This window comes from Streptomyces bikiniensis (genome assembly GCF_000716625.1).
GTDB lineage: Bacteria > Actinomycetota > Actinomycetes > Streptomycetales > Streptomycetaceae > Streptomyces > Streptomyces bikiniensis.
Genome location: NZ_JNXJ01000001.1, coordinates 18636 through 40609, shown reverse-complemented (window position 1 = coordinate 40609; position 21974 = coordinate 18636). Strand labels below are relative to the sequence as shown.

Annotated in this window: 17 protein-coding genes, 1 pseudogene and 3 riboswitches; of the genes and pseudogenes, 15 read left to right on the top strand and 3 right to left on the bottom strand. The window is 71.7% G+C overall.

Annotation, left to right across the window (positions count from 1 at the left end):
- Positions 1-32: 32 nt before the first annotated feature.
- Positions 33-212, bottom strand: a riboswitch (cobalamin riboswitch).
- Positions 213-314: 102 nt separating this feature from the next.
- Positions 315-1229 (top strand): ABC transporter substrate-binding protein, encoded by a 915-nt coding sequence (locus OO47_RS00180; protein WP_030211295.1) that lies wholly within the window; start codon positions 315-317, stop codon positions 1227-1229.
- A gap of 26 nt (positions 1230-1255) precedes the next feature.
- Here OO47_RS00180 and OO47_RS38685 read toward each other — a convergent pair.
- A pseudogene (locus tag OO47_RS38685) lies at positions 1256-1627 on the bottom strand (DUF2083 domain-containing protein); the annotation flags it as partial.
- A 186-nt stretch (positions 1628-1813) separates the two neighbouring features.
- On the opposite strand from OO47_RS38685, the gene cobF reads away from it, so the two are divergent.
- Positions 1814-2602: a precorrin-6A synthase (deacetylating) gene (gene cobF, locus OO47_RS00175; protein ID WP_030211293.1), complete on the top strand. Its 789-nt coding sequence runs from the start codon at positions 1814-1816 to the stop codon at positions 2600-2602.
- Positions 2603-2639: 37 nt separating this feature from the next.
- On the opposite strand, the gene OO47_RS00170 is transcribed toward cobF, so the two are convergent.
- Complete coding sequence (locus tag OO47_RS00170) at positions 2640-2990, bottom strand: hypothetical protein (protein WP_030211291.1); 351 nt, start codon at positions 2988-2990, stop codon at positions 2640-2642.
- A gap of 150 nt (positions 2991-3140) precedes the next feature.
- Complete coding sequence (locus OO47_RS00165; RefSeq protein WP_030211289.1) at positions 3141-4553, bottom strand: prenyltransferase/squalene oxidase repeat-containing protein; 1413 nt, start codon at positions 4551-4553, stop codon at positions 3141-3143.
- Between the two features lie 579 nt (positions 4554-5132).
- Here OO47_RS00165 and OO47_RS00160 point away from each other — a divergent pair.
- From OO47_RS00160 to thiI, 13 genes are all read left to right on the top strand, one after another.
- A complete protein-coding gene (locus OO47_RS00160) occupies positions 5133-7952 on the top strand; it encodes a prenyltransferase/squalene oxidase repeat-containing protein (RefSeq protein ID WP_030211287.1) in 2820 nt (939 codons plus the stop codon).
- Positions 7949-8902, top strand: coding sequence for a hypothetical protein (locus OO47_RS00155; RefSeq protein WP_030211285.1), 954 nt, complete (start codon positions 7949-7951; stop codon positions 8900-8902). The genes OO47_RS00160 and OO47_RS00155 overlap by 4 nt, the downstream gene beginning before the upstream one ends.
- Positions 8903-8906: 4 nt before the next feature.
- Positions 8907-10091 carry an energy-coupling factor transporter transmembrane component T gene (locus OO47_RS00150; RefSeq protein WP_030211283.1) on the top strand — a complete coding sequence of 395 codons (1185 nt, stop codon included), beginning with the start codon at positions 8907-8909 and terminating at the stop codon, positions 10089-10091.
- A complete protein-coding gene (locus OO47_RS00145; protein ID WP_030211281.1) occupies positions 10088-11743 on the top strand; it encodes an ABC transporter ATP-binding protein in 1656 nt (551 codons plus the stop codon). The genes OO47_RS00150 and OO47_RS00145 overlap by 4 nt, the downstream gene beginning before the upstream one ends.
- A complete protein-coding gene (locus OO47_RS00140) occupies positions 11740-12564 on the top strand; it encodes an ECF transporter S component (RefSeq protein ID WP_030211279.1) in 825 nt (274 codons plus the stop codon). Before OO47_RS00145 ends, OO47_RS00140 begins: the two co-directional genes overlap by 4 nt.
- A 40-nt stretch (positions 12565-12604) precedes the next feature.
- The gene (locus OO47_RS00135; RefSeq protein ID WP_030211273.1) at positions 12605-13096 is read left to right on the top strand and encodes a DUF4430 domain-containing protein; all 492 of its coding nucleotides are present in this window, start codon (positions 12605-12607) and stop codon (positions 13094-13096) included.
- A 170-nt stretch (positions 13097-13266) separates the two neighbouring features.
- Positions 13267-13478: riboswitch (cobalamin riboswitch) on the top strand.
- Positions 13479-13574: 96 nt separating this feature from the next.
- Positions 13575-15128 carry a prenyltransferase/squalene oxidase repeat-containing protein gene (locus tag OO47_RS00130; protein WP_051715753.1) on the top strand — a complete coding sequence of 518 codons (1554 nt, stop codon included), beginning with the start codon at positions 13575-13577 and terminating at the stop codon, positions 15126-15128.
- Between the two features lie 158 nt (positions 15129-15286).
- A complete protein-coding gene (locus OO47_RS00125) occupies positions 15287-15823 on the top strand; it encodes a hypothetical protein (RefSeq protein ID WP_030211268.1) in 537 nt (178 codons plus the stop codon).
- Between the two features lie 198 nt (positions 15824-16021).
- Positions 16022-16321 (top strand): hypothetical protein, encoded by a 300-nt coding sequence (locus OO47_RS00120; protein ID WP_033207501.1) that lies wholly within the window; start codon positions 16022-16024, stop codon positions 16319-16321.
- A 77-nt stretch (positions 16322-16398) separates the two neighbouring features.
- Positions 16399-16626: riboswitch (cobalamin riboswitch) on the top strand.
- A 162-nt stretch (positions 16627-16788) separates the two neighbouring features.
- A complete protein-coding gene (gene nrdI, locus OO47_RS00115; protein WP_030211265.1) occupies positions 16789-17220 on the top strand; it encodes a class Ib ribonucleoside-diphosphate reductase assembly flavoprotein NrdI in 432 nt (143 codons plus the stop codon).
- On the top strand, positions 17178-19388 hold the full coding sequence (gene nrdE, locus OO47_RS00110; RefSeq protein WP_030211264.1) for a class 1b ribonucleoside-diphosphate reductase subunit alpha: 2211 nt from the start codon (positions 17178-17180) through the stop codon (positions 19386-19388). Before nrdI ends, nrdE begins: the two co-directional genes overlap by 43 nt.
- Before the next feature lie 38 nt (positions 19389-19426).
- Complete coding sequence (nrdF, locus tag OO47_RS00105; RefSeq protein ID WP_078489405.1) at positions 19427-20449, top strand: class 1b ribonucleoside-diphosphate reductase subunit beta; 1023 nt, start codon at positions 19427-19429, stop codon at positions 20447-20449.
- An 8-nt stretch (positions 20450-20457) separates the two neighbouring features.
- The gene (gene thiI, locus OO47_RS00100) at positions 20458-21741 is read left to right on the top strand and encodes a tRNA uracil 4-sulfurtransferase ThiI (RefSeq protein ID WP_051715751.1); all 1284 of its coding nucleotides are present in this window, start codon (positions 20458-20460) and stop codon (positions 21739-21741) included.
- Positions 21742-21974 lie beyond the last annotated feature (233 nt).

Sequence of the window (21974 nt, the reverse complement as noted above, 5' to 3'; positions counted from 1 at the left end):
GTGCCATGCGTGTCTGCTCCATCCTCGTGGACAACACGGAACACCCCACGGCCGGTATCCTGACTCCCGGATCAGCGCACGCCCTCCGGCCTTCCCGACGGATGGTTTCCGTCAGTGGCCTGTCCTGCTGGAAGGACGCACTCCCCGGTCACAGTGGCGGGACCGCGCCGGATTCACACCGGCTTCCCTGCACCGCGGGCTTGCCACGAACATATAGTTGGACGTCCTAGTAAGTCCACCCCCGCCCACGGCGCGGCGGCGGCATCGGGACAGTCGACGGCCGATGCCCGGCACACCGCCTATAGGCTCGGACCATGCGCATCGTCTCCTTGCTGCCCGCGGCGACCGACATCGTGGCCCAGCTCGGACTGGCAGCCGACCTGGTGGGCAGGACCCACGAGTGCGACTGGCCGCCGCGGGATGTGGCCGGCGTGCCGGTGGTCACGTCCGCCGCGTTCTCGTCGGACGCGCTGAGCAGTCGGGAGATCTCGTCCGCGGTCGGCGGGGCCGCGCATGGCGGGTCCTCGCTCTACGCCCTCGACGCTGAGGCGCTTGCCGCTCTCGCGCCCGATGTCGTGCTCACCCAGGACCTGTGCGACGTCTGCGCGGTGTCGTACGAGGCCGTCTCACGAGCGGTACGCGTCCTCGACGGCGGCCCTCGCGTCCTCAGTCTTGAGCCCCGCACCCTGGACGACGTCCTGGACTGTCTGGTCACGGTCGGTGAGCTGCTGGGCGTACGGGAGCGGGCCGAGCGCCGCCGCGAGGAGCTGCGCGATCGGCTGACCGCGGTACGCCGACTCACGGCGGGCCGGGTCCGGCCCCGGGTGGTGGCCGTCGAGTGGCTCGATCCGCTGTGGCCCGCGGGGCACTGGGTGCCCGAACAGATCACCTGCGCCGGCGGCGAACCGCTCCTCGCCGCCCCCGGTGAGCACACGAAGCCGATGACGTGGGAGGACGTCCGGGCCGCCCGCCCCGACGTCCTCCTGGTCCTGCCGTGCGGCTTCCCGCCCGAACGGACCGTGCGCGAGCGCGAGCTGCTGACCTCCCTCCCCGGCTGGGACGATCTGCCCGCGGTACGGTCCGGCGCGGTGTGGGTGCTGGACGGGCCCGCCTACTTCAACCGGCCGGGCCCCCGGGTGGTGCGCGGCGCGGAGGTGCTGGCGCACGTCCTCCACGGGGTCACGGCGGGAGACCCCGTGTCGGTGGCCGAGGCCTTCCTGCTGCCCTGATCCAGGCCTCGGGCCGAAGGTTCGGCCACGGGGTACGGGACGAAGGTGCTGGCGTTCTGGTCGATTCCGAGCGGGCGTCCGAGGGGCGGGGCGGCGCGCTGGGGGCAGTCGAGGCGCTCGCACACGCGGCAGCCCATGCCGATCGGGGTGGCGGCGGCCGCGTTGCCGAGGTCCAGTCCGTCCGAGTACACGAGCCGGTGGGCGTGGCGGATCTCGCAGCCGAGGCCGATCGCGAAGGTCTTGCCGGGCTCGCCCCAACCGCCCCGGTGGCGGGTGACGGCGCGGGCCGTCCACAGGTGGCGCTGTCCGTCGGGCATCGCGGCGACCTGGACGTGGATGCGGCCGGGTGAGGCGAAGGCCTCGTCCACGTTCCACAGCGGACGGGGGCCGTCCGCCCGGTGGGTGCGCCCGGAGGGCGGGAAGTGGGGAGGCTTCCCGCCCTCCGTGTTCCCTCCCTGCCACCACGCCCGCCGGGCGACCGGCGCGGGCCGTTCCGTAACCTTGCCCGGTCCGCCCTTCACCGGATTCGTTCCGGGTGGGTCCGCGGCGCGGAGGGGGTCGGTGACGTGAAGAGGAGAGCAGCGTTGGACGGTACGAGGCACATAGCGGTGATCGGGATCGGATCCGGGGACCCCGACCAGCTGACGCTCGGTGCGGTGAAGGCCATGCGGGGGACAGACGTCTTCTTCGTCCTGGAGAAGGGCGAGGAGAAGTCGTCCCTCACCGGCCTCCGACGGGCCATGCTCGCCGAACACGCTCCCCGTCCGCATCGCGTGGTCGAGGCCGAGGACCCGTGGCGCGACCGCGCACAGGACGCCCGGGGCGGCTACACCGACGCCGTCCACGACTGGCGGCGACGGCGTGCCGACGTCTGCGAGCGGCTGATCCGCGAGGAACTCGCTCCCGGGCAACGCGGAGCGTTCCTGGTGTGGGGCGATCCTTCGCTGTACGACAGCACGCTGGCCGTCCTGGAGGAGATCACCGCCCGCGGGAACGTGACGTTCACGTACGACGTCGTCCCGGGCGTCAGCAGCGTGTCCACGCTGGCGGCGCGCCACCGCGTCGGCCTCAACCGGGTGGGCCGCCCGATCCACATCACTCCCGGACGACGGCTGGCCGAGACGGTGGGCAACGACGACGGAGACATCGTCGTCATGCTGGACGCCCACGAGTCGTTCCGACAGTTCGCCGGAGGTGGTACGTGGATCTACTGGGGCGCCTACCTCGGCACTCCGGACGAGATCCTGATCTCCGGCCCGCTCGACGAGGTCGCCGACGACATCAGCCGGACGCGGGCCGCGGCCAGGGCGGAGCACGGCTGGATCATGGACACCTACCTGCTCCGGCCCAGCTCCGACGACACCGCCGGCTGACCGGCCCGGCCGGACGGGGAGAGGCCGGCGTCGCGCCCTACTGCTCCCGGGCGGGATCCGTCGCCGGCTTTCGCACACCGGCGGCGCGACGGGCGCGGTCGAGGCGCCGGTGCGCCTCGCCAAGGAGGACCACCACGCCGTCCGCTCCGGCATCGTCCGCTCTGCCCTCGCCGGTGACCGCCTGATTTCGTTGGTCGACGAGGGCCGTTCCGAGAGATTCGGCAAGCTCGACCACGTCGAGGAGCGCTTCGCGCACCTTCGCCGACCGGGCCGCCTGCGAGCCCAGCTGGCGACGGGACGAGAGCAGAGCCTCGTATTCCCGCTCGCTGAGCAGGACCATGGGCCGGCCGTCGACCGTCGTCGTCGCGGGCTCGCTCCTGGCGGCCATTCCTTCTCCGTTCTCCTTGCCCAACTCTCGTGGGACCCGGACGCGCCCACGACCCGGCCCACGGTCCGGGCCCCGACGCGAGCCCGGACCGCGGCCTTCCGGCCGCACGGAGGGTGAGGGCCCGGCAGCGGGCCCTCACCCTCCGGGACCTCAGGCGCCCCAGCGCAGTGCGACGGTGTCGCCGACGTTGATCGTCTTCTCGCGCAGGGCTCCCGCGAACGAGGAGCCGTCGACGCTGACCTTCCAGGTGTTCGAGCCGCTGTTGGCCTTGCCGTTGACCGCGGTGATCGCACCGGTTCCCGACGCCGGAGTCACCGAGGTGACGCATCCGGCCGGGGTCGCGGCGCCCGTGGCGGCGGCGAGGACGTCGCCGAGCGTCGTGGTCGTTCCCGTGGGCGTGAAGGCCACGGAGCACACCTTGAGGTTGCCGGCGCCGTCGTCGACGGTCAGGGCCAGCTTGGTGGCGGTTCCCGCCGTGAAGGTGGGCTGGGCGACCCACTGGGGGGCGCCCGGGGTGACCGGGACCGGCGGGGCGGTGGTGAAGCCGCCGCCGGCGACCGCGCGGAGCGCGTCGATGGAGGAGTAGGCGGAGGGCACGGTGTCGGCGGGCTTGTACTTGAATCCGCCCGCCGGGTTGTACTGGTTGGCGATGAGGAAGTCGACCGGCGTCTTGCCGCTGAGCGTGGTGAAGTCGGCCGACTGCGGGTTGATGCCGCAGGCGTTGAGGCCGGCGATGCCCCAGCCGTTGGAGCTGGTGTTGACGCCGTACAGGGAGTTGAAGGCGCCGGAGGAGGCGACCAGCTTGCCCTTGAGGAAGTTCTTGGCCTGGACGACGTCCGCGTCCGTGTTCGGGACGCCGGAGACGCACAGGGCGGCCATCGCGGCGCCGGTCATGTCGATGTCGCTGGCCGAGGCGAGGCCCGTGGGGTTGCCTTCCACCTTCTGGTAGGTCCAGCCGCCGTCGTTGTGCTGGTTGGCCCGGAGACGGGCGACGATCGAGTCGGTGAGGGACTGGGGGATGCGGGCGGTACCGGCCTGGGTCTTCGCGCCGCGCAGCGCGAGGGCGGCGAAGACGGTGCCGTTGAAGTTCGCGGACGGGCCGAAGTAGCCCGGCTCGGCCGTCTGCCAGTAGGAGTAGATGTGCGCGACGAGGTTGCGCGAGGCTGACACCCGGGCCGGGTCGATACCCGCGGCGTAGGCGTTGAGCGCGCCCCGCTCGTAGTCCGTGACCACCGGGGTCGCCGACGGCCAGGCGGCCGTCGACAGCAGGTTGCGGTAGACGGTTCTGGCGTTCTTGGTGGTGTCGCCGCCGGGCGCGACGTCGACGACCGCCGTGCCCGCGGCCGCGAACGCGCTGAAGGCCCACTCGTTGGAGAGACCCGAGCCGGCGTAGGAACCGTCGGCGGCCTGGAGGGACTTGAGGTAGGCGACGCCGTTGGTCTTGGACGTGGCTATCTGCGCGGGAGTGGAGGTCGCGAAGGCGGGCAGCGTGCCGAGGGCGAGGGCGCCGAGCGCCGCGGGCACCGCGAGCGGGAGGCGGCGGGGGGTACGGGGAAGGGACATGGGCCTGCTCCTGGAAGTCGGCGGACGCCGGCCGCTCCGGGCAGGCCTCGCGCCGCCCCGACGGGGCACGGCCGGGAATCGCCGGGGAGCCGTCGTCCGGAACGCGTGGTACGGCTTCTGTACTGCGTCGCCGTATGGGCATTCGGGCTCGGAGACGGCCCCCGCCGTCTCGACACCGTTGCGCGTCAGCTCCGGATTCGCACCGGATTCCCCCACGTGGCAGCCCAGGACGCTACCCGAACGGTCAAGGTACCGCCAGCAGCGCCGCGAGAAGCGGCCTGAGGGGCCGCCACTGCGGACCCCTGTGAGACGGACAGCATATTGACGGTCCCGACGGATCCGTGTTGCACTCCGTCCGATAAGCAGTCAGCACCAGGGGAAGCCGGTCGAACTCCGGCACTGACCCGCAACCGTAGGCCCGGTTCGCCCCGGGCGAGTCGGAATGCCTGGAGCTGGAACTCAGCACGAAGAACGCCGTCGCGGACTACGGCGTGGTCGTCAGCGCCTCTCCACGGCCCCACAGCCGTGCGGGGCTCATCGCCACGCACGCAGGCCGCCCGGCAGAGACGAGGGGCCGCGGTGGGGACCGAACAGCAGGCGAGACGGTGGTCGAGGGCGAGACGACGCCTGGTGTCCGTCCTGACCGTTTCCTTTCTGGCGCTCGGTGCGGGCCTGACCCACCTCACGGCAGCGTCGCCGGCGAGCGCCGACCCGATCGCGAAGTGCACCCGTACCAAGGGCGCCATCGTCGCCGTGGACTTCGGGAAGTGGGGCGGTCCCGTCGTTCGCGGCTGTGACACCACCCCCACCACCGGCTACGAACTGCTGCACGCGGGCGGGTTCACCACCGAGGGCACCGGCCACGACGGCCCCGCGTTCATCTGCCGCATCGGCAACCGCTCCTTCAACGCCGGGAAGAAGTACCCCACTCCGGCCCAGGAGGACTGCGTCCTCACCCCGCAGGCCACCGCCTACTGGTCGTACTGGATCGCCTCCCCCGGCCAGAAGAAGTGGACGTACAGCCCGCTGGGCGCCATGTCCCGCACGCTCAAGCCGGGCGACGTGGACGCGTGGGTCTTCGGCGGCACGGACATCGGCGGCACCAAGGGCCGGCCCACCTTCACGCCCGACGACGTCCGCGCGGACGGTGGCGACCCGCCGGCCCCCGGCGACCCGCCGGCGCCGAACGTGCCCCCGGGCACGATCGATCTGCCCGCCGCGACCCGCTGGCTCACCGAGCGGCTGACCAACGGGCAGCGCGTCGTCAACGACGGCGACACCACGCCCAACTACCTCGCCACCACCGAGGTGGCCTACGCCCTGGCCGCCACCGACGGCGAGCATCCCACCGCCCGCCGGATCGCCGCCTTCCTCGGCCGGCCCGAGCACACCGACGCGTACGCCTACCCGGCGGGCAAGGACGAGGCTCCGGACGCCACCGCCGCCGCCCGCCTCGCGCTCGTCGCCGAGGCCACCGGCAAGGACCCGCGTGACTTCGGCGGCCACGACCTCCTCGGCGACCTGATGGCGAACGTCTGCCTCAGCGGCGCGGACGCGCCGCAGCCCGTCCCCGGCTGCGCCACCAAGGGCGACTTCCGGACGACTGGGCAGACCGAGGGCCAGGCGCTGGCCGTCATCGCGCTGCTGAACGGGGACGTGACCCCGCCGGTCGAGGCGGTGACACGGCTGGCTCAGCTCCAGTGCGACGACGGCGGCTTCCCGAGCTTCCTGATCCTGGACGGGCAGGTCTGCGAGAGCGAGGCCGGGAGCACCGCGCTGGTCACGCTCGCCCTCCAGCGCGCCGGCGGCCACAAGGCGGTCGTCACCAAGGCCCGCTCCTCCCTCAAGAAGGCCCAGTTCAAGACGGGCGCCTGGCCGGCCGCCTCGTACAGCGTCCCGGGCAGCGCGTACGCGACCGGCTGGGTCGCCCAGACCCTGCGGGCCCTGGGCGACCGCGCCCACGCGAACGCCGCCGTCTCGTGGCTCTCCCGCCAGCAGCTCCCCGGTGGCTCCTTCGCCTTCGAGGAAGGCACCACCGACCCGCTGCTCTACGCCACCACCACGGCCGTGATCGCCGGCGCGAAGAGCGACCTAGTGACGCTCACGACGAAGGAACCCGCCCCGCCGACCACACCCCCGACGACGCCTCCGACGACCCCGCCCACCACGCCTCCCACGACCGGGCCGATCACTCCCCCGGCCGGTGACGGACCGGACCTGAAGAAGGGTTCGGCCTACCTCGCCGACCACAAGCGCCTGATCCAGGGCCGGTACTACGAGGGCAGCCCCCGCTTCGCGGACTACGGCATGACCATCGACGGCGCCTACGCGCTCGCCGCCACCGGCCACGACAACGCCACCCTGCGCAACATCGTCGACTTCCTCGACAAGGGCGGCAAGGACGCCTCCGGCCGCGGCGTCCACGACTGGACGAAGATCGGCACGAAGTACGCGGGCGGCGGGTTCATCGGCAAGACCGCCGTGCTCGCCGAGTCCGTGGGCCGCGACCCCCGGAACTTCGGTGGGAAGAACCTGATCGCCGCGCTCGCCCAGGGCACCTGCGCGGCCGCGACCCCGGCCGAGCCGCGCAAGTGCGCGGGCAAGGGCAACTACACCTACGCCACCTCGGTCTTCTCCCAGTCCCTCGGCGTCATCGCCCAGATCCGGGCGGGCGAACAGGCCGCCGCGGCCCAGCCCGTCACGTACCTCAAGAGCCTCCGCGACCCGTCGACCGGTGCCTGGCCCAGCCTCATCGGCGAGCCGAGCGACATCGAGGTCGACTCCACCGCGATGGCCGCGATGGCCCTGGACCTGCTCCCCGACGCCGACTCGCAGGCTGCCGTCGACCGGGCGCTGGTGTGGCTGGCCGGCCGGCAGCTTCCCGACGGCGGGTTCCCCGGCGCCTCCGGGAACTCCGTGAACTCCGCGGCGCTCGCCGTCCAGGGGCTGTCACTGGACGCCGAGAAGTACGCGGCCGAGATCGCGAAGGCCCGGAAGTTCCTGGCCTCGCAGCAGAACAAGGACGGCGGCTTCAACGTCAGCAAGGGCGACCAGGCGGGATCGGACGTCCGGGCCTCCGCCCAGGCCGTCGGCGGCGCCACCGGCATCTCCTTCGGCGTGCTGACCCGGGACATGAGCGGTACCACCCCGGAGCCCGTCCCGAGCATCACCGGGCGGCCCGGCACCTCCACCCCAGTGATCATCACCGAGGGCGAGGACGGCGGAGCCTCCGGTTCCGCAGGAGGCCGGGGAAGCAGTACGGGTGGGGGTGGCAGCCTCGCCGCGACCGGATCCCAGGTCACCGGCCTCGCCGTCGCCGCCGTCCTCCTCGTCCTCGCCGGCTGGGGCGCGACCCATGCCGCCCGCAGGCGCCGCGAGACCGACGGCGGTCAGGCATGACCGCCCGACGGGGCGCCCCCGGCCTCGCCCGTACGACGGCCGCGCTGGCGCTCACCGTGGCGGCCTTCGCCGGCACCGCCGCCCCGGCGGGAGCCGCTCCTCAGCCGATGGGGCAGTGCACCACCTCGTCCGGTGTCGTGCTGGCCGTCGACTTCAGCCACTGGGGCGGACCGATCTACCGCTCCTGCGGCACGACGCCCACCACCGGGTACGAGCTGCTGAACCAGGGCGGCTGGCGGACCACCGGCACCGGCCACGACGGTCCCGCCTTCATCTGCCGCATCGGCTACAGCGGCCACCAGGGCGGCAAGCAGTACCCGACGCCCCAGCAGGACGACTGCGTCCTGACCCCGCCCGCGTCGGCGTACTGGTCGTACTGGCACGCCGACCCGGGCCAGAACACCTGGACGTACAGCCAGCTCGGCGCCATGCTCTACAAGCCCAAGCCCGGCAGCGTCGACCTGTGGATCTTCGGCGGCACCAACATCGAGGGCACCCAGGGCCGGCCCACCGTCACCCCCGACCAGCTGCGCGCGAAGAACGCGAAGCCGACCGGCGGCGGGCCCGTGCCCCGCGACACCCGGACGGCGGCTCCGCTGCCCCCGGGCGTCGACACCGGGCCGGCGCCGGAGAACCCGCCCCCGGCCGATCCGACCACGCCTCCCCCGCCGTCCCCCTCCCTCTCGGTCACGGCGAGCCCGACCCCGTCGAAGAGCGCCTCCCCGACGCCGCCCCCGACACCCACACCGACCCCGTCCGCGACTCCGTCGGCGACGACCGGTTCTCCGGCGGTGGCCGCACCGGGCCCCAAGGTGGTCGACGCCGCACCGGCGGCGGACGCGGCCCACGACGTGGGCTCCTGGGTTCCCGCCGTCGTCACCGGGGCCCTGGGCCTGCTGATCGGCGCCGCCGCCGTGTTCGCGGCCAAGCGCCGCCGTCGTACGGAGTAGCCGCGTGTCCCGCACCTCCGCGGCGACCGCTCGGTCGTCCGCGCCCGGCCTCGCGCCGGACGCGGGCGGCCGTCGGCTGCCCCGCACCCTCCATCCCGTCGCCTGGTGGATCTGGGCCCTGGCGCTCGCCACCGCGGTCAGCCGCACCAACAACCCGCTGCTGCTCTTCCTGGTCCTCGCGGTCCTCGGATACGTCATCACCATGCGCCGCACCGAGGCCCCCTGGGCGCGCGGCTTCAAGTACTACCTCTACCTGGCGCTCACCGTCGTCGCGATCCGGGTGGTGTTCCGCGCGGTCTTCGCCACCGGCATCACCCCCCACGACCACTTCCTCTTCTCCCTCCCTCACCTGCCCACCCCGGACTGGTACGCCGGCATCCAGATCGGCGGCCCGGTCTCCCTGGAGGCCCTGCTCTCCGCCGCCACGGACGGCCTCCGGCTCGCCTGCATGCTCTGCTGCATCGGCGCCGCCAACACCCTCGCCAACCCCAAGCGGGCGCTACGGGTGCTTCCCGGCGCGCTGTACGAACTCGGCGTGGCCGTCACGGTGTCCATCAGCGTGGCGCCCCAACTGGTGCAGAGCGTCCAGCGGGTGCACCGGGCACGACGCCTGCGGGCCGGGCGTTCCAAGGGGTTGCGTGCCCTGCGCGGCATCATCGTCCCCGTCCTCGAAGACGCCCTGGAACGCTCCCTGCGGCTCGCCGCGGCCATGGACTCCCGCGGCTACGGCCGGGCCGGAACGGCCACCCGCCGCTCCCGCCGCACGACCGGCGCCCTGATGCTGCTGGGCATGTGCGGCCTGTGCGCCGGCGCGTACGGACTCCTCGACGCCACCGCCCCCATGCTGCTCGGCTTCCCCGCACTGCTGGCCGGCGGACTGCTGTGCGTGGCGGGGCTGCGCCTCGGCGGGCGCCGGATCACCCGGACCGCCTACCGGCCGGACCCCTGGCGGGCCGCCGAGTGGGCCGTCGCCGGCTGCGGTGTCCTGTCCGCCGTACTCCTGTTCAGCAACGCGGGCTTCAACGCCGCGGAGCTCAACCCCTCCATCTACCCGCTCAGCTGGCCCACGCTCCCGCTGGTTCCGGCCGCCGCGATCCTGCTCGCGGGGACCGCCGGATTCCTGGCCCCACCACCGAGCGCACCGGTCCGTCCGGGCATCCCCGCACAGCGCACCGAGGAATCCACGTGATCACCTTCGACCAGGTCACCGTCCACTACGAGGACACGGCCGAGCCCGTCCTGCGGGACGTGAACCTGACCGTGGAGGAGGGCGAACTCTGCCTCGTCGTCGGCCACACCGGCGTCGGCAAGTCGACCCTCCTCGGCGCCGTCAACGGGCTCGTCCCGCACTTCACCGGCGGCACCCTCTACGGCCGGGTCACCGTCGACGGCCGGGACACCGCCGACCACCCGCCGCGCGAACTCGCCGACGTCGTCGGCGTCGTCGGACAGGACCCCCTCGACGGCTTCGTCACCGACACCGTCGAGGAGGAACTCGCCTACGCGATGGAACAGTTGGCGGTCCCACCCGCCACCATGCGCAAGCGCGTCGAGGAGACCCTCGACCTGCTGGGTCTCGCCGACCTGCGCCACCGGGCCCTGCACGAGCTCTCCGGAGGCCAGCAGCAGCGCGTCGCCATCGGCTCCGTCCTCACCGCCCACCCGCGCGTCCTGGTCCTCGACGAGCCGACCTCCGCGTTGGACCCGACGGCCGCCGAGGAGGTCCTGGCCGCCGTCACCCGACTCGTCCACGACCTCGGCGTCACCGTCCTGCTCGCCGAACACCGCCTGGAGCGGGTCGTCCAGTACGCCGACCGCGTCATCCACCTCCCCGGGGACGGGCGCGTGGTCTCCGGACCACCCGCGGACGTCTTCCGTACGTCGTCCATCGCCCCGCCCGTCGTCGAGCTCGGCCGCACCGCCGGATGGTCGCCGCTGCCCCTGTCCATCCGCGACGCCCGACGGGCGGCGGCGCCCCTGCGGAGCCGGTTGAACGGTGTCGTGCCCCCGGCGGTCCGGCCGGCGCCCGGCGCGGACCGGCCCCGGCTGCTGACCGCACGCGGCATCACGGTCACGTACCAGGGCGTGCCCGCCGTCCGAGAGGTCGACCTCGACCTCCGCGGCGGGGAGATCACCGCGCTCATGGGCCGCAACGGCTCCGGCAAGTCCTCCCTGCTCTGGGCGCTCCAGGGCTCCGGCCCCCGCAAGGCCGGTTCGGTCTCCGTAGGGGAGTCCGACGGCCCGGGGACGCGAGATCCCCGGAAGGTCTCGGCGACCGAGGCCCGCCGCCTCGTCGGCCTGGTGCCGCAGACGCCCACCGACCTGCTCTATCTGGAGAGCGTCAAGCAGGAACTCGACCAGGCCGACTCCGAGTCCGAAGTACGGGCCGACGGCATCCCGGCCCGCGCCCTGCTCGACCGGCTCGCGCCCGGCATCCCCGACACCACCCACCCCCGCGATCTGTCCGAGGGCCAGAAACTCGCCCTCGTCCTCGCGATCCAACTCGCCGCCGCCCCCCGGGTCGTGCTCCTCGACGAGCCCACGCGCGGGCTCGACTACCGGGCCAAGGGCGAACTGATCGGGATCGTCGACGGCCTCGCGGCAGAGGGCCGCACCGTCGTCATCTCCACCCACGACGTCGAGTTCGTCGCCCGTGCCGCCGACCGGGTCGTCGTCATGGCCGAGGGGGACGTCGTCGCCGACGGACCCACCACCGAGGTCATCGTCGCCTCCCCCGTCTTCGCCCCGCAGACCGCGAAGATCCTCGCTCCCCTGCCCTACCTCACCGTGGACCAACTGGCCTCGGTACTCGACGTCCACGGAACGGACCCGAGCGCGTGAGCACCTCCCCCGCGGCCATCCGCATCCGCCCCCGAGCCGCGCTCGTCATCGCCATGGCGGCCTTCCTCGGCGTCGTCGCGTTCTTCTGGCCGTTCCTCGTCGCGCCCGGCAAGTTCGGCTCGAACTACGCCCCGCCCCTGATCTTCGGCGTGCTGCTCGTCATCGTGCTCTGCGTGGTGATCTCCGAGATAGCCGAGGGCGGCATCAACTCCAAGGCCCTGGCCATGCTGGGCGTCCTGTCCGCCGTCAACGCCGCCATCCGCCCCCTCGGCGCGGGGACCGCCGGCATCGAGACGGTCTTCTTCATCCTCGTGCTCGCGGGCCGGGTCTACGGTCCCGGCTTCGGGTTCACCCTGGGCTGCACCTCGCTCTTCGCCTCGGCGCTCATCACCGGCGGCGTCGGCCCCTGGATGCCGTACCAGATGTTCGGCTGCGCCTTCGTCGGCATGCTCGCCGGGTTCCTGCCGAAGGCCACCGGCCGTCGGGAGGTGGCCCTCCTGGCGGTGTACGGCTCGCTCTCCGGCTATCTGTTCGGCTTCCTGCTCAACCTCTCCTTCTGGCCCTTCTCCCTGGACCCGAACAGTTCCATCGCCTACCTCCCGGGACTCCCGTTCACCGAGCAGTTCCAGCGGTACCTCGCCTTCGACCTGGCGACCTCGCTCGGCTGGGACACCGGACGCGCCGTCACCAACCTCGTCGCCATCACCCTGGCCGGCCCCGCCGTCCTCACCGTCTTCCGCCGCGCCGCCCGCAAAGCCCGCTTCCAGGCCCCGATCCGCTTCGCGGGCCGGGACACGAGCCCGGACGGCACCGCCGGATGAACCACGCACCGACCACGCATTCCTTACCGAAGGGAACCTCATGCGCACCACCCTGCTCCGCCGCGCCGCCGTCACCACCACGGCCCTCGGTCTCGCCCTGACCACCGCGCCCGCGGTCGCGCAGGCCGGGACCACGGCCTCGTTCACGAACGCGCCGGTGAGAGTGACCGTCACCGTCCAGGGCCCCGACGGACTGCTCTTCCAGAAGAAGGTCTTCACCTGGGGCCACGACGTCACGACCACCACCGGCGGCACCCACAAGTGCGACGGCACCAACGGCAGCGCGCACGCCACGAAGGTCCCGACCCCGACGGCCGCCCTCGATCACGCGGCCAAGCGCAACGGCTTCACGTGGGACGGGACCTGGTACGCGTCGTTCGACGACTTCTCCGTCGACACGGTCAAGGGCGTCAGCGGCGGCGGCTCGGCGTACTGGAGCATCTCGGTGAACGGCACCCCGACCCCCGTCGGCGGCTGCCAGTTCGAGATAGAGAACGGCGACCAGGTCGCCTTCACCTGGACCTCGTTCTGACGGTCGGCGTTCTCAGGGCGGGCGACCCGGACCTCCCGTGTCCGGGCCGCCCGTGCCCTCCCGTTCGGGACACCAGGCGGGCCTGAGGCGGTGTCCGACGCTGTGAACTGCGGCGTCGCGAGCGCAATGTGGCGTGTACCGCACGTATCGAGCTGGCCGAAATTGCTTTCACCTGCATAGGATTCGGCCGTTCCGCTTGATGGCGGACGCACAACTGAATGCGTACGCGAGGGAGGGAAGCCGGTGCGAGTCCGGCGCTGACCTGCAACCGTGAGCGGTGGAGCACTCCTTGCCGCGAGCCGGATCACTCTCTCGTGTCCGTGTACTGCTTCTCACTGTCATGGTCTGCAGCGTGGAGCCCGGTCACCGCCTCCCGGGCCCTGGTGTGTTCGCCCCACGAACACGCTTCAGGGCTCCTTCCGCGTCGTCGGCGTTCCGGGGGACATGGTGCGGGCCCCTTGTCGAAGGGATCTGCGCCATGCTCGGCGTCAGACCACAGGTCAAGCTCGTCGCCGCGCTGGCCGCCGGCGGCTGTGTACTCGCCGCGGGCCTGGTCACCCTCAGCTCCAGCGCCGCCGCCGCGCCGCGACACGACCCCGCCGTGGCCGCCGCCCGATGGCAGGCCGGTGAGCTCGACAACGGTGCGATACCCGGCTTCGCCCCCGGCATGTACGACTGGGGCCTGACGATCGACACCCTCATCGCCCTGAAGGCGACGGGCACGGACGAGGCGTCGGCCGACAAGGTCGTGGACACGCTGAAGGCACACGTCCGTGACTACAACAGCTTCGACGCCTGGGGCGAGCCCGGTCAGCGGGTGGCCGGTGCCACCGCCAAGCTGCTCTATGCGGCCGTGGTCGCGGGGGAGGACCCCGCCGAGTTCGGTGCGTACGACCTGCGGCAGGAGACGCTCGACCTGATCGCCGGACCTTCCGCGGGGCTGGAGGAGGGCCGGGTGAAGGACAAGGTCGTCGGGGGCCGCGACGACAGCAACACCTTCGGTCAGTCCCTGGCCGTGCTCGGACTCGCGCGCAGCGGTGACGTGCCGCAGAGCGCCGTCGACTTCCTCATCGACCAGCAGTGCGCGGCGGGCGGCTTCCGCCTCTTCCCGTTCGACCTCGACAGCGGCGACACCACGGTGACCGGAGACTGCGACGCCCAGGGGGCGACCGTGGTACTGGACCCGGACTCCACGGCCATGGCCGTGCAGGCGCTGCTGGCCGCGGCCGAGGACGGTGCGGTGGGTGCCGCCGAGGCCGCCGGGAAGGGCGGCGACTGGCTGGCGAAGACCCAGCAGGCCGACGGCTCGCTGACCGGATCCGGCCCCACCAGCGACGCCAACGCGAACAGCACGGGCCTCGGCGGCCAGGCGCTGGCGGCGACGGGACACCAGGCGGAGGCCGACAAGGCGGCGGACTGGGTGGAGGCCCGGCAGATCAGCGCGTCGAACGGAGGAGCCGCTGCGGCGGAGAGCGGCGCCATCGCGTACAACGACGCGGCACTGGCCGACGCGAAGGCCGCCGGCATCGGCGAGTTCCGCGACCAGTGGCGCCGCGCCACGCCGCAGGCCGTGCTCGCGCTCGCGCAGGTTCCCCTGGGGAGGATCGGCCTGACCGAGCCCGGCCCCGGCCCGGACCCGACCGACGACCCGACCGGGACCCCGTCGGGCGACCCCAGCGACACCCCGACCGGCGACCCGTCGGGAGACCCCAGCGGTACCCCGTCGGACGACCCCGGCGACACCCCGACCGGCGACCCGACCGCCGACCCCAGCGGTACCCCGTCGGACGACCCGACCGATCACCCGTCGGACGATCCCGGCGCGACCGCGTCGCCCGACGGCACCGGCAGTCCGACGCCCACCGCAGCCGCGAACCCGAACACGGCCACGCCTCAGGGCGGCAGCGGCGGCGTGCTGGCCGCCACCGGCACCAGCGCCCTGGCACTCGCCGGCGTCGCGGCGGGACTCGCCGCGGCCGGCTACGCCGCGGTCCGCACCGCCAGGCGCCGCGGCGAGAGGGCGCGGGCATGAGCACCACCGCGCCGGTACGGCGCGGCATCCGTGCGGAGCGGCCCGCCCCGGCCCTCGGCACGGCCTGACTCGGCTCGGCCACCGGGGCCGCCGCCCGAACACTGCGCCCGCACTCGGCCGCGACTCCTACGCGCGGCCTCGAACAGAAGGAACGACACATGACCAGATCCACCTACAGCCACGCGGTACGCGCGCTGCGCGCCGCCGTGCTGTCCCTCGCGCTGGTCCTGGGCCTGACGGGCCTCGGCCTGGCGTCCGCCCCCGAGGCCACCGCCCTGAACGGCAAGGGGACGGCCGGCTACTGCCCGAACAGCAGCGGCGTGACCGTGGTCGTCGACTTCCAGGAGCTCGGCGGCGGCACCGTCGTCCGCTGCGCCCCCGGCGACCAGGCCACCGGCCTCGCCGCGCTGGAGAACGCCGGATTCGACGTCACCGGGACCCAGCGCTGGGGCAAGGCCTTCGTCTGCCGCATCGAGGGCAAGCCCACCGCCGCCACCGAGTCCTGTGTGAACACTCCCCCGGCCTCGGCGTACTGGTCGTACTGGCACGCCCCCAACGGCGGCAGCTGGACCTACAGCACGTCCGGCGCCTCGGGCCGCAAGCCGGCCCAGGGCAGCTTCGAGGGCTGGTCGTTCTCGCTGAACAAGACCGCGAGCACCAACCCGAAGCCGCGCGTGGCTCCCGTACGTCCGTAACCGGACCCACTTCCTCACGCATGTCACACCCCGCCCGCGATCCTGCCGAAACCGGCCCGGACCGCGGGCGGGGCCGTTTCCGCGAACGTTTCACTCTTTCCGGCGCACGCCTCGCACAGGGAACTCACGCATCGCGTTGTCCGTATTCTGATATGTCGCCGCCACGCGACCGACTGGCGGCCGACGCGGGGAGGCGGCATGAACAGGCACGTTCGACACCTGGTTCTGGACGGGGAGCGGGTGGTCGTCCTCTCGCCGAGCGAGTTCGACAAGCTGCTGGCGAGTCGCCGCCAGCTGGGTGGGCAGGCGTCGCGTGTCCGCGCGCTGCGGAGCGGGCTGCGGGAGCTCGTCGACCGGCTGGAGTCCCTGGAGAAGCGGCTGGCCTCGGCCGACCCTGCTGACACACGGGGGCTCGCCTCCGAACTCGGCGCGTGTCTTCGTCACGCCCGGAAGATGGCCCGACCGGGCGGAGCGAACCGACAGGCGACGGCACCATAAGGGGATTACTTAGGTATACCTAAGTTCGAGCTGCGACACAACATCTGCCCAGGCTGGACATCCCGGCTCCCAGATGTAGTGTTGCTCGTGCTGGTGGTTCGCCAGGCACCGATGTGCCGGGCGAGGCAAGAGGGAACCCGGTGAGAATCCGGGACTGCCCCGCAGCGGTGAGCGGGAACGACCGCCGTCATACGCACTGAGTCCGCCGGAGCGGGCTCGGGAAGCGACGGCCGGTAGGAATCCTCGGCGTATGGCGCCGAGAAGGGCCCGCGAGTCCGAAGACCTGCCACCGGTGCGTCCGCCGAATCGCGGCGTACGCGCTCCGAGGCCCCGAGGGAGGGCCGCGTGGCTGCCGCACGGACCCGGATCGGACGAGCTTTCCTCCGCCGATCCGCCGCTCGCCGTACGCTCCGCCGCGTTCCCCCCCCAGCCCCGGACACGGGAACGAGCGAGAGGAGCGGGGACCGATGAGCGGTCTCGTGTATTTCTCCAGTGTCTCGGAGAACACCAAACGCTTCGTGGAGAAGCTGGATCTGCCGGCGACGCGCATCCCCCTGCACCCGCATCGCGACGACATGCCCCGGGCCGCCGGGCCGTACGTGCTCATCGTGCCGACGTACGGCGGCGGCGAGCACGCGGGCGCGGTCCCCAAGCAGGTGATCCGCTTCCTGAACGACCCGGACAACCGTGCGCTGCTGCGCGGCGTGATCGCTTCGGGCAACACCAACTTCGGTGCGGACTACTGCCTCGCGGGCCGGGTGATCTCGGCGAAGTGCGGGGTGCCCGAGCTCTACCGATTCGAACTGCTGGGTACGGACCGCGACGTCCGCGCCGTGAAGGAAGGACTGCAGAGGTTTTGGACACGACAGTCATCGGTGACGGGACGGCCGGCGGCATGAGCGCGGTCGCCGCCCCGGCCGCCACCGCGCAGGCCGGCCCGCGCGAGTCCGTCGGCGCGCGCAAGGACTACCACGCGCTGAACGCCATGCTGAACATGTACGACTGCGACGGACGCATCCAGTTCGGCAAGGACCGCGAGGCGGTCCGCCAGTACTTCCTCCAGCACGTCAACCCGAACACGGTGGTCTTCCCCACGCTGAAGGAGAAGATCGACCACCTGATCGAGAACGACTACTACGAGGAAGCCCCGATCAGGCACTACGCCTGGCCGTTCGTGGAGGACCTGTACCGCAGGGCGTACGCGTACAAGCACCGCTTCCGCACCTTCCTGGGCGCCTTCAAGTACTACACCTCCTACACCCTGAAGACGTTCGACGGCTCCCGCTACCTGGAGCGGTACGAGGACCGCGTGGTGGCGACAGCCCTGTACCTCGGCGCCGGCGACGAGGCCCTGGCCGCCCGGCTGGTGGACGACATGATGACGGGCCGCTTCCAGCCCGCCACCCCCACCTTCCTCAACGCCGGCAAGGCCCAGCGTGGAGAGCTCGTCTCCTGCTTCCTGCTGCGGGTCGAGGACAACATGGAGTCCATCGGACGCGGGATCAATTCGGCGCTCCAGCTGTCCAAGCGCGGCGGCGGCGTGGCCCTGCTGCTGACGAACCTGCGCGAGCGCGGGGCCCCGATCAAGAAGATCGAGAACCAGGCGTCCGGTGTGGTGCCGGTGATGAAGTTGCTGGAGGACTCCTTCTCCTACGCCAACCAGCTCGGCGCCCGCCAGGGGGCCGGCGCGGTGTACCTGCACGCGCACCACCCCGACATCATGCGGTTCCTGGACACCAAGCGGGAGAACGCCGACGAGAAGATCCGCATCAAGACCCTCTCCCTGGGGGTCGTGGTCCCGGACATCACCTTCGAACTCGCCAAGCGCAACGAGGACATGCACCTGTTCTCCCCGTACGACGTGGAGCGCGAGTACGGAAAGCCGCTCGCGGACCTGTCCGTCAGCGAGCACTACGACGACATGGTCGCCAACCCGCGGATCCGCAAGACCGCGCTCAGCGCCCGCGAGTTCTTCAAGACGGTCGCGGAGCTGCAGTTCGAGTCGGGCTATCCCTACCTGTTGTTCGAGGACACCGTCAACCGTGCCAACCCGGTCCCCGGCTGGATCAACATGTCCAACCTGTGCTCGGAGATCCTCCAGGTCAACACTCCCAGCACCTACGACGCGGCACTCGGCTACGAGACCGTCGGCCGGGACGTCTCCTGCAATCTCGGCTCTCTCAACATCGCCGCCGCCATGGCCTCCCCCGACCTCGGGGCGACGGTGGAGACCGCGGTGCGCGCCCTGACCTCCGTCTCCGACCAGTCCGACATCGGCGCCGTGCCCTCCGTGGCCCGCGGCAACGACCTGTCCCACGCCATCGGCCTCGGCCAGATGAACCTCCACGGCTACCTGGCCTCGCAGCGCATCCACTACGGCAGCGAGGAAGGAGTGGACTTCACCGACATGTACTTCTACACCGTCGCCTATCATGCGCTGCGCGCCTCGAACCGGATCGCGACCGAGCGCGGCACGGCGTTCGACGGCTTCGCCGGCTCCGCGTACGCCGACGGCTCGTACTTCGACAAGTACACCGACCGCACCTGGGAACCGGCCACCGCACGCGTGCGGGACCTCTTCGCGGAAGCCGGGATCCACCTCCCCACGCGCGACGACTGGCGGGAGCTGAAGAGGTCGGTCCAGGCGCACGGCATCTACAACCAGTACCTCCAGGCCGTCCCTCCCACCGGGTCCATCAGCTACATCAACGACGCCACCGCCTCCATCCACCCGGTCGCCGCCAAGGTGGAGATCCGCAAGGAGGGCAAGCTCGGCCGCGTCTACTACCCGGCACCGCACCTGGACGACGACAACGCGGAGTACTTCCAGGACGCGTACGAGATCGGCGCCGAAAAGATCATCGACACCTACGCGGCGGCGACCCAGCACGTGGACCAGGGCCTGAGCTGCACGCTCTTCTTCCGGGACACCGCCACCACCCGCGACCTGAACAGGGCGCAGATCCACGCCTGGCGCAAGGGCATCAAGACCCTCTACTACATCCGGCTGCGCCAGGAGGCCCTCGAAGGCACCGAGATCGAGAACTGCCTCTCCTGCACCCTGTGACCGCCACCCCGCCCGCACAGCTCACGAAAGCACCAGCGATGACCACCACGCCCGCACCGCTGACCGAGGTGTCGGTCACCCCTCCCTCCTACCGCCACGACCCCCTGGCACGGTTGCGCCCGGTCAACTGGAACCGGGTGACCGACGAGAAGGACCTGGAGGTGTGGAACCGGCTCACCGCCAACTTCTGGCTGCCGGAGAAGGTCCCGCTCTCCAACGACGTGAGCGCCTGGCAGCAGCGTCTCAGCCCGGAGGAACGCACCCTCACCATGCGGGTGTTCACGGGACTGACCATGCTCGACACGGTCCAGGCCACCGTCGGGGAGATCGTCCAGATCCAGGACGCCCGTACCGAGCACGAGGAGGCGGTGTACACCAACATCGCCTTCATGCAGGCCGTCCACGCCCGCAGCTACTCGTCCGTGTTCTCCACCCTCGCCACCACCCCGGAGATCGACGCCGCCTACCGCTGGGCGGTGGACAACGACGTCCTCCAGCAGCGCTGCAAGACGGTCCTCGCCCACTACTACGGTGACGACCCGCTCAAGCGGAAGGTCGCCTCCACTCTCCTGTCGTCGCTGCTGCTGTACGCAGGCTTCTACCTTCCGCTGCACTTCTCCACCCACGCCCTGCTGACGAACACGGCCGACATGATCCGGCTGATCCTCCGCGACAAGGCCGTGCACGGCTACTACTCCGGCTACAAGTACCAGCGGGGGCTGGAGAAGCTCACGAAGGCCGGTCAGGACGAGATGCGCGAGTTCACCGACGCGCTGCTGGACGAGCTCTACGAGCTGGAGCTGCAGTACTCGGGCGAGCTCTACGAGCCGCTCGGTCTCATGGACGACGTGGCCGTGTTCGTCCGCTACAACGCCAACAAGGCCCTGATGAACCTCGGCCACCCGACCCGATTCGGCGCCACGGAGACCGAGGTCAACCCCGAGATCCTCGCCGCTCTGTCCCCCGGGGCGGACGAGAACCACGACTTCTTCTCCGGCTCGGGCTCGTCCTACGTGATGGGCAAGGCCGAGGACACCGCCGACGACGACTGGGACTTCTGAGAACCACCATGACCACCGATGCCCTCACCGCACCGCCCTCGGCCGACCCGTGCGTCCTGCTCAAGCACGGCGAGGCCTTCCTCAAGGGCCGCAACCGCCACCGCTTCACGGAGCGCCTGCACGACAACCTCCGTGTCGCGCTGCGGGGCGTCGGCGGCTCCACCTGGATCAAGAACGCACAGCACGTGACCGTGCTCGGCGGACAGGTCCCGCAGGACGTCCTCGTCGAGCGGGCACGCAACGTGATCGGCTTCACCTCGGTGGAGCCGGCTGTACGCGTCCCCAGCACCCTGGAGATCATCACCGCCACGGCCGTCGACACGCTGCGCACCCTGCACGGGAGCGGAACCGTGTCGAGCTTCGCCGTCCGGGTGAAACGGCGGGACAAGCAGTTCCCGCTCACCTCGGCCCCCATGGAGCGCCACCTCGGAGCCCGCATACGCGAAGCGCTACCCGCCCTGTCCGTCGACCTCACCGCGCCCGGGGTCACCCTGACCGTGGCGATCGACCGAAAGGAGACCTACCTCTCCTGGGCGCGCCATTCCGGTCTGAGCGGCCTTCCGGTCGGCTCCAGCGGCCGGGCACTGGTGCTGCTGTCCGGCGGCTACGACTCCCCCGTCGCCGCACACCGTGCCATGCGCCGGGGCCTGGCCTGCGACTTCGTCCACTTCAGCGGAGCGCCTTACACGAATCCTGCGTCCGTCTACAAGGCCTACGCTCTCGCCCGCCGGCTGAACGAGTTCCAGCCGCCCGGGACCCTGCACCTCATAGCCCTCGGCCAGGCACAGAAACAGCTCGCGATCGCGGGCGCGGGGCGGCTCCAGGTGGTGGCCCAGCGCCGGCTCATGGTGCGTACCGCCTCCGCACTCGCGGCCGGCACCGGCGCCGAGGCTCTCGTCACGGGCGACAGCCTCGGGCAGGTGGCGAGCCAGACCCTGGCCAACCTCGTCGCCGTCGACGAAGCCGCGTCCCTACCCGTACTGCGCCCACTGATCGGGCGGGAGAAGCAGGAGATCATCGACGAGGCCCGGGCGATCGGAACCGCGGACGTCTCGGTACTCCCGGACGAGGACTGCTGCAGCCTGCTCGCCCCGCCCCGGGCGAGCACCAGCACCCGGGTGGCACACGTGGAGGCGGTGGAGAAGCGCCTGGAGCTGGACGAGCTGATCGAGACCCTGCTCGCCTCGGCCGAGGTCCTGCGGCCGGGTGAGGACGAGGGCAGGACCGCCCCGCCCCGGCTGCCCGACATCCCCGGGCAGCGGGTCCGCGGTCTCCGGCCGTCCCTCCCGTGACACCACACGGCCGGGGCACCGCCTGCATCACGGAACGTCACTACCGAAAACAGCGGGGCAGGGGCGGCCGACGGCTCGGCAGCCGACGTCCCGGCCACCTCGGTGCGCCTGAGAGCAGCGGCGTCGAACTCCGCTCCGACGGTCGCCGAGTTCGCATGACGGCTCATCAGAAATGAGGCCGTCCGTGCGTCAGACATACGTCAGACATACGTCAAGATACCGCCCGTAACGCA

Excerpts from the sequence above, each read along its gene's own strand:
- thiI (WP_051715751.1), top strand. The coding sequence starts at position 20,458 with ATGACCACCGATGCCCTCACCGCACCGCCCTCGGCCGACCCGTGCGTC.
- OO47_RS00125 (WP_030211268.1), top strand. The coding sequence starts at position 15,287 with ATGACCAGATCCACCTACAGCCACGCGGTACGCGCGCTGCGCGCCGCC.
- OO47_RS00135 (WP_030211273.1), top strand. The coding sequence starts at position 12,605 with ATGCGCACCACCCTGCTCCGCCGCGCCGCCGTCACCACCACGGCCCTC.
- OO47_RS00120 (WP_033207501.1), top strand. The coding sequence starts at position 16,022 with ATGAACAGGCACGTTCGACACCTGGTTCTGGACGGGGAGCGGGTGGTC.
- OO47_RS00130 (WP_051715753.1), top strand. The coding sequence starts at position 13,575 with ATGCTCGGCGTCAGACCACAGGTCAAGCTCGTCGCCGCGCTGGCCGCC.
- OO47_RS00170 (WP_030211291.1), bottom strand. The coding sequence starts at position 2,990 with ATGGCCGCCAGGAGCGAGCCCGCGACGACGACGGTCGACGGCCGGCCC.
- OO47_RS00180 (WP_030211295.1), top strand. The coding sequence starts at position 315 with ATGCGCATCGTCTCCTTGCTGCCCGCGGCGACCGACATCGTGGCCCAG.
- nrdF (WP_078489405.1), top strand. The coding sequence starts at position 19,427 with ATGACCACCACGCCCGCACCGCTGACCGAGGTGTCGGTCACCCCTCCC.
- OO47_RS00155 (WP_030211285.1), top strand. The coding sequence starts at position 7,949 with ATGACCGCCCGACGGGGCGCCCCCGGCCTCGCCCGTACGACGGCCGCG.
- OO47_RS00165 (WP_030211289.1), bottom strand. The coding sequence starts at position 4,553 with ATGTCCCTTCCCCGTACCCCCCGCCGCCTCCCGCTCGCGGTGCCCGCG.
- nrdI (WP_030211265.1), top strand. The coding sequence starts at position 16,789 with ATGAGCGGTCTCGTGTATTTCTCCAGTGTCTCGGAGAACACCAAACGC.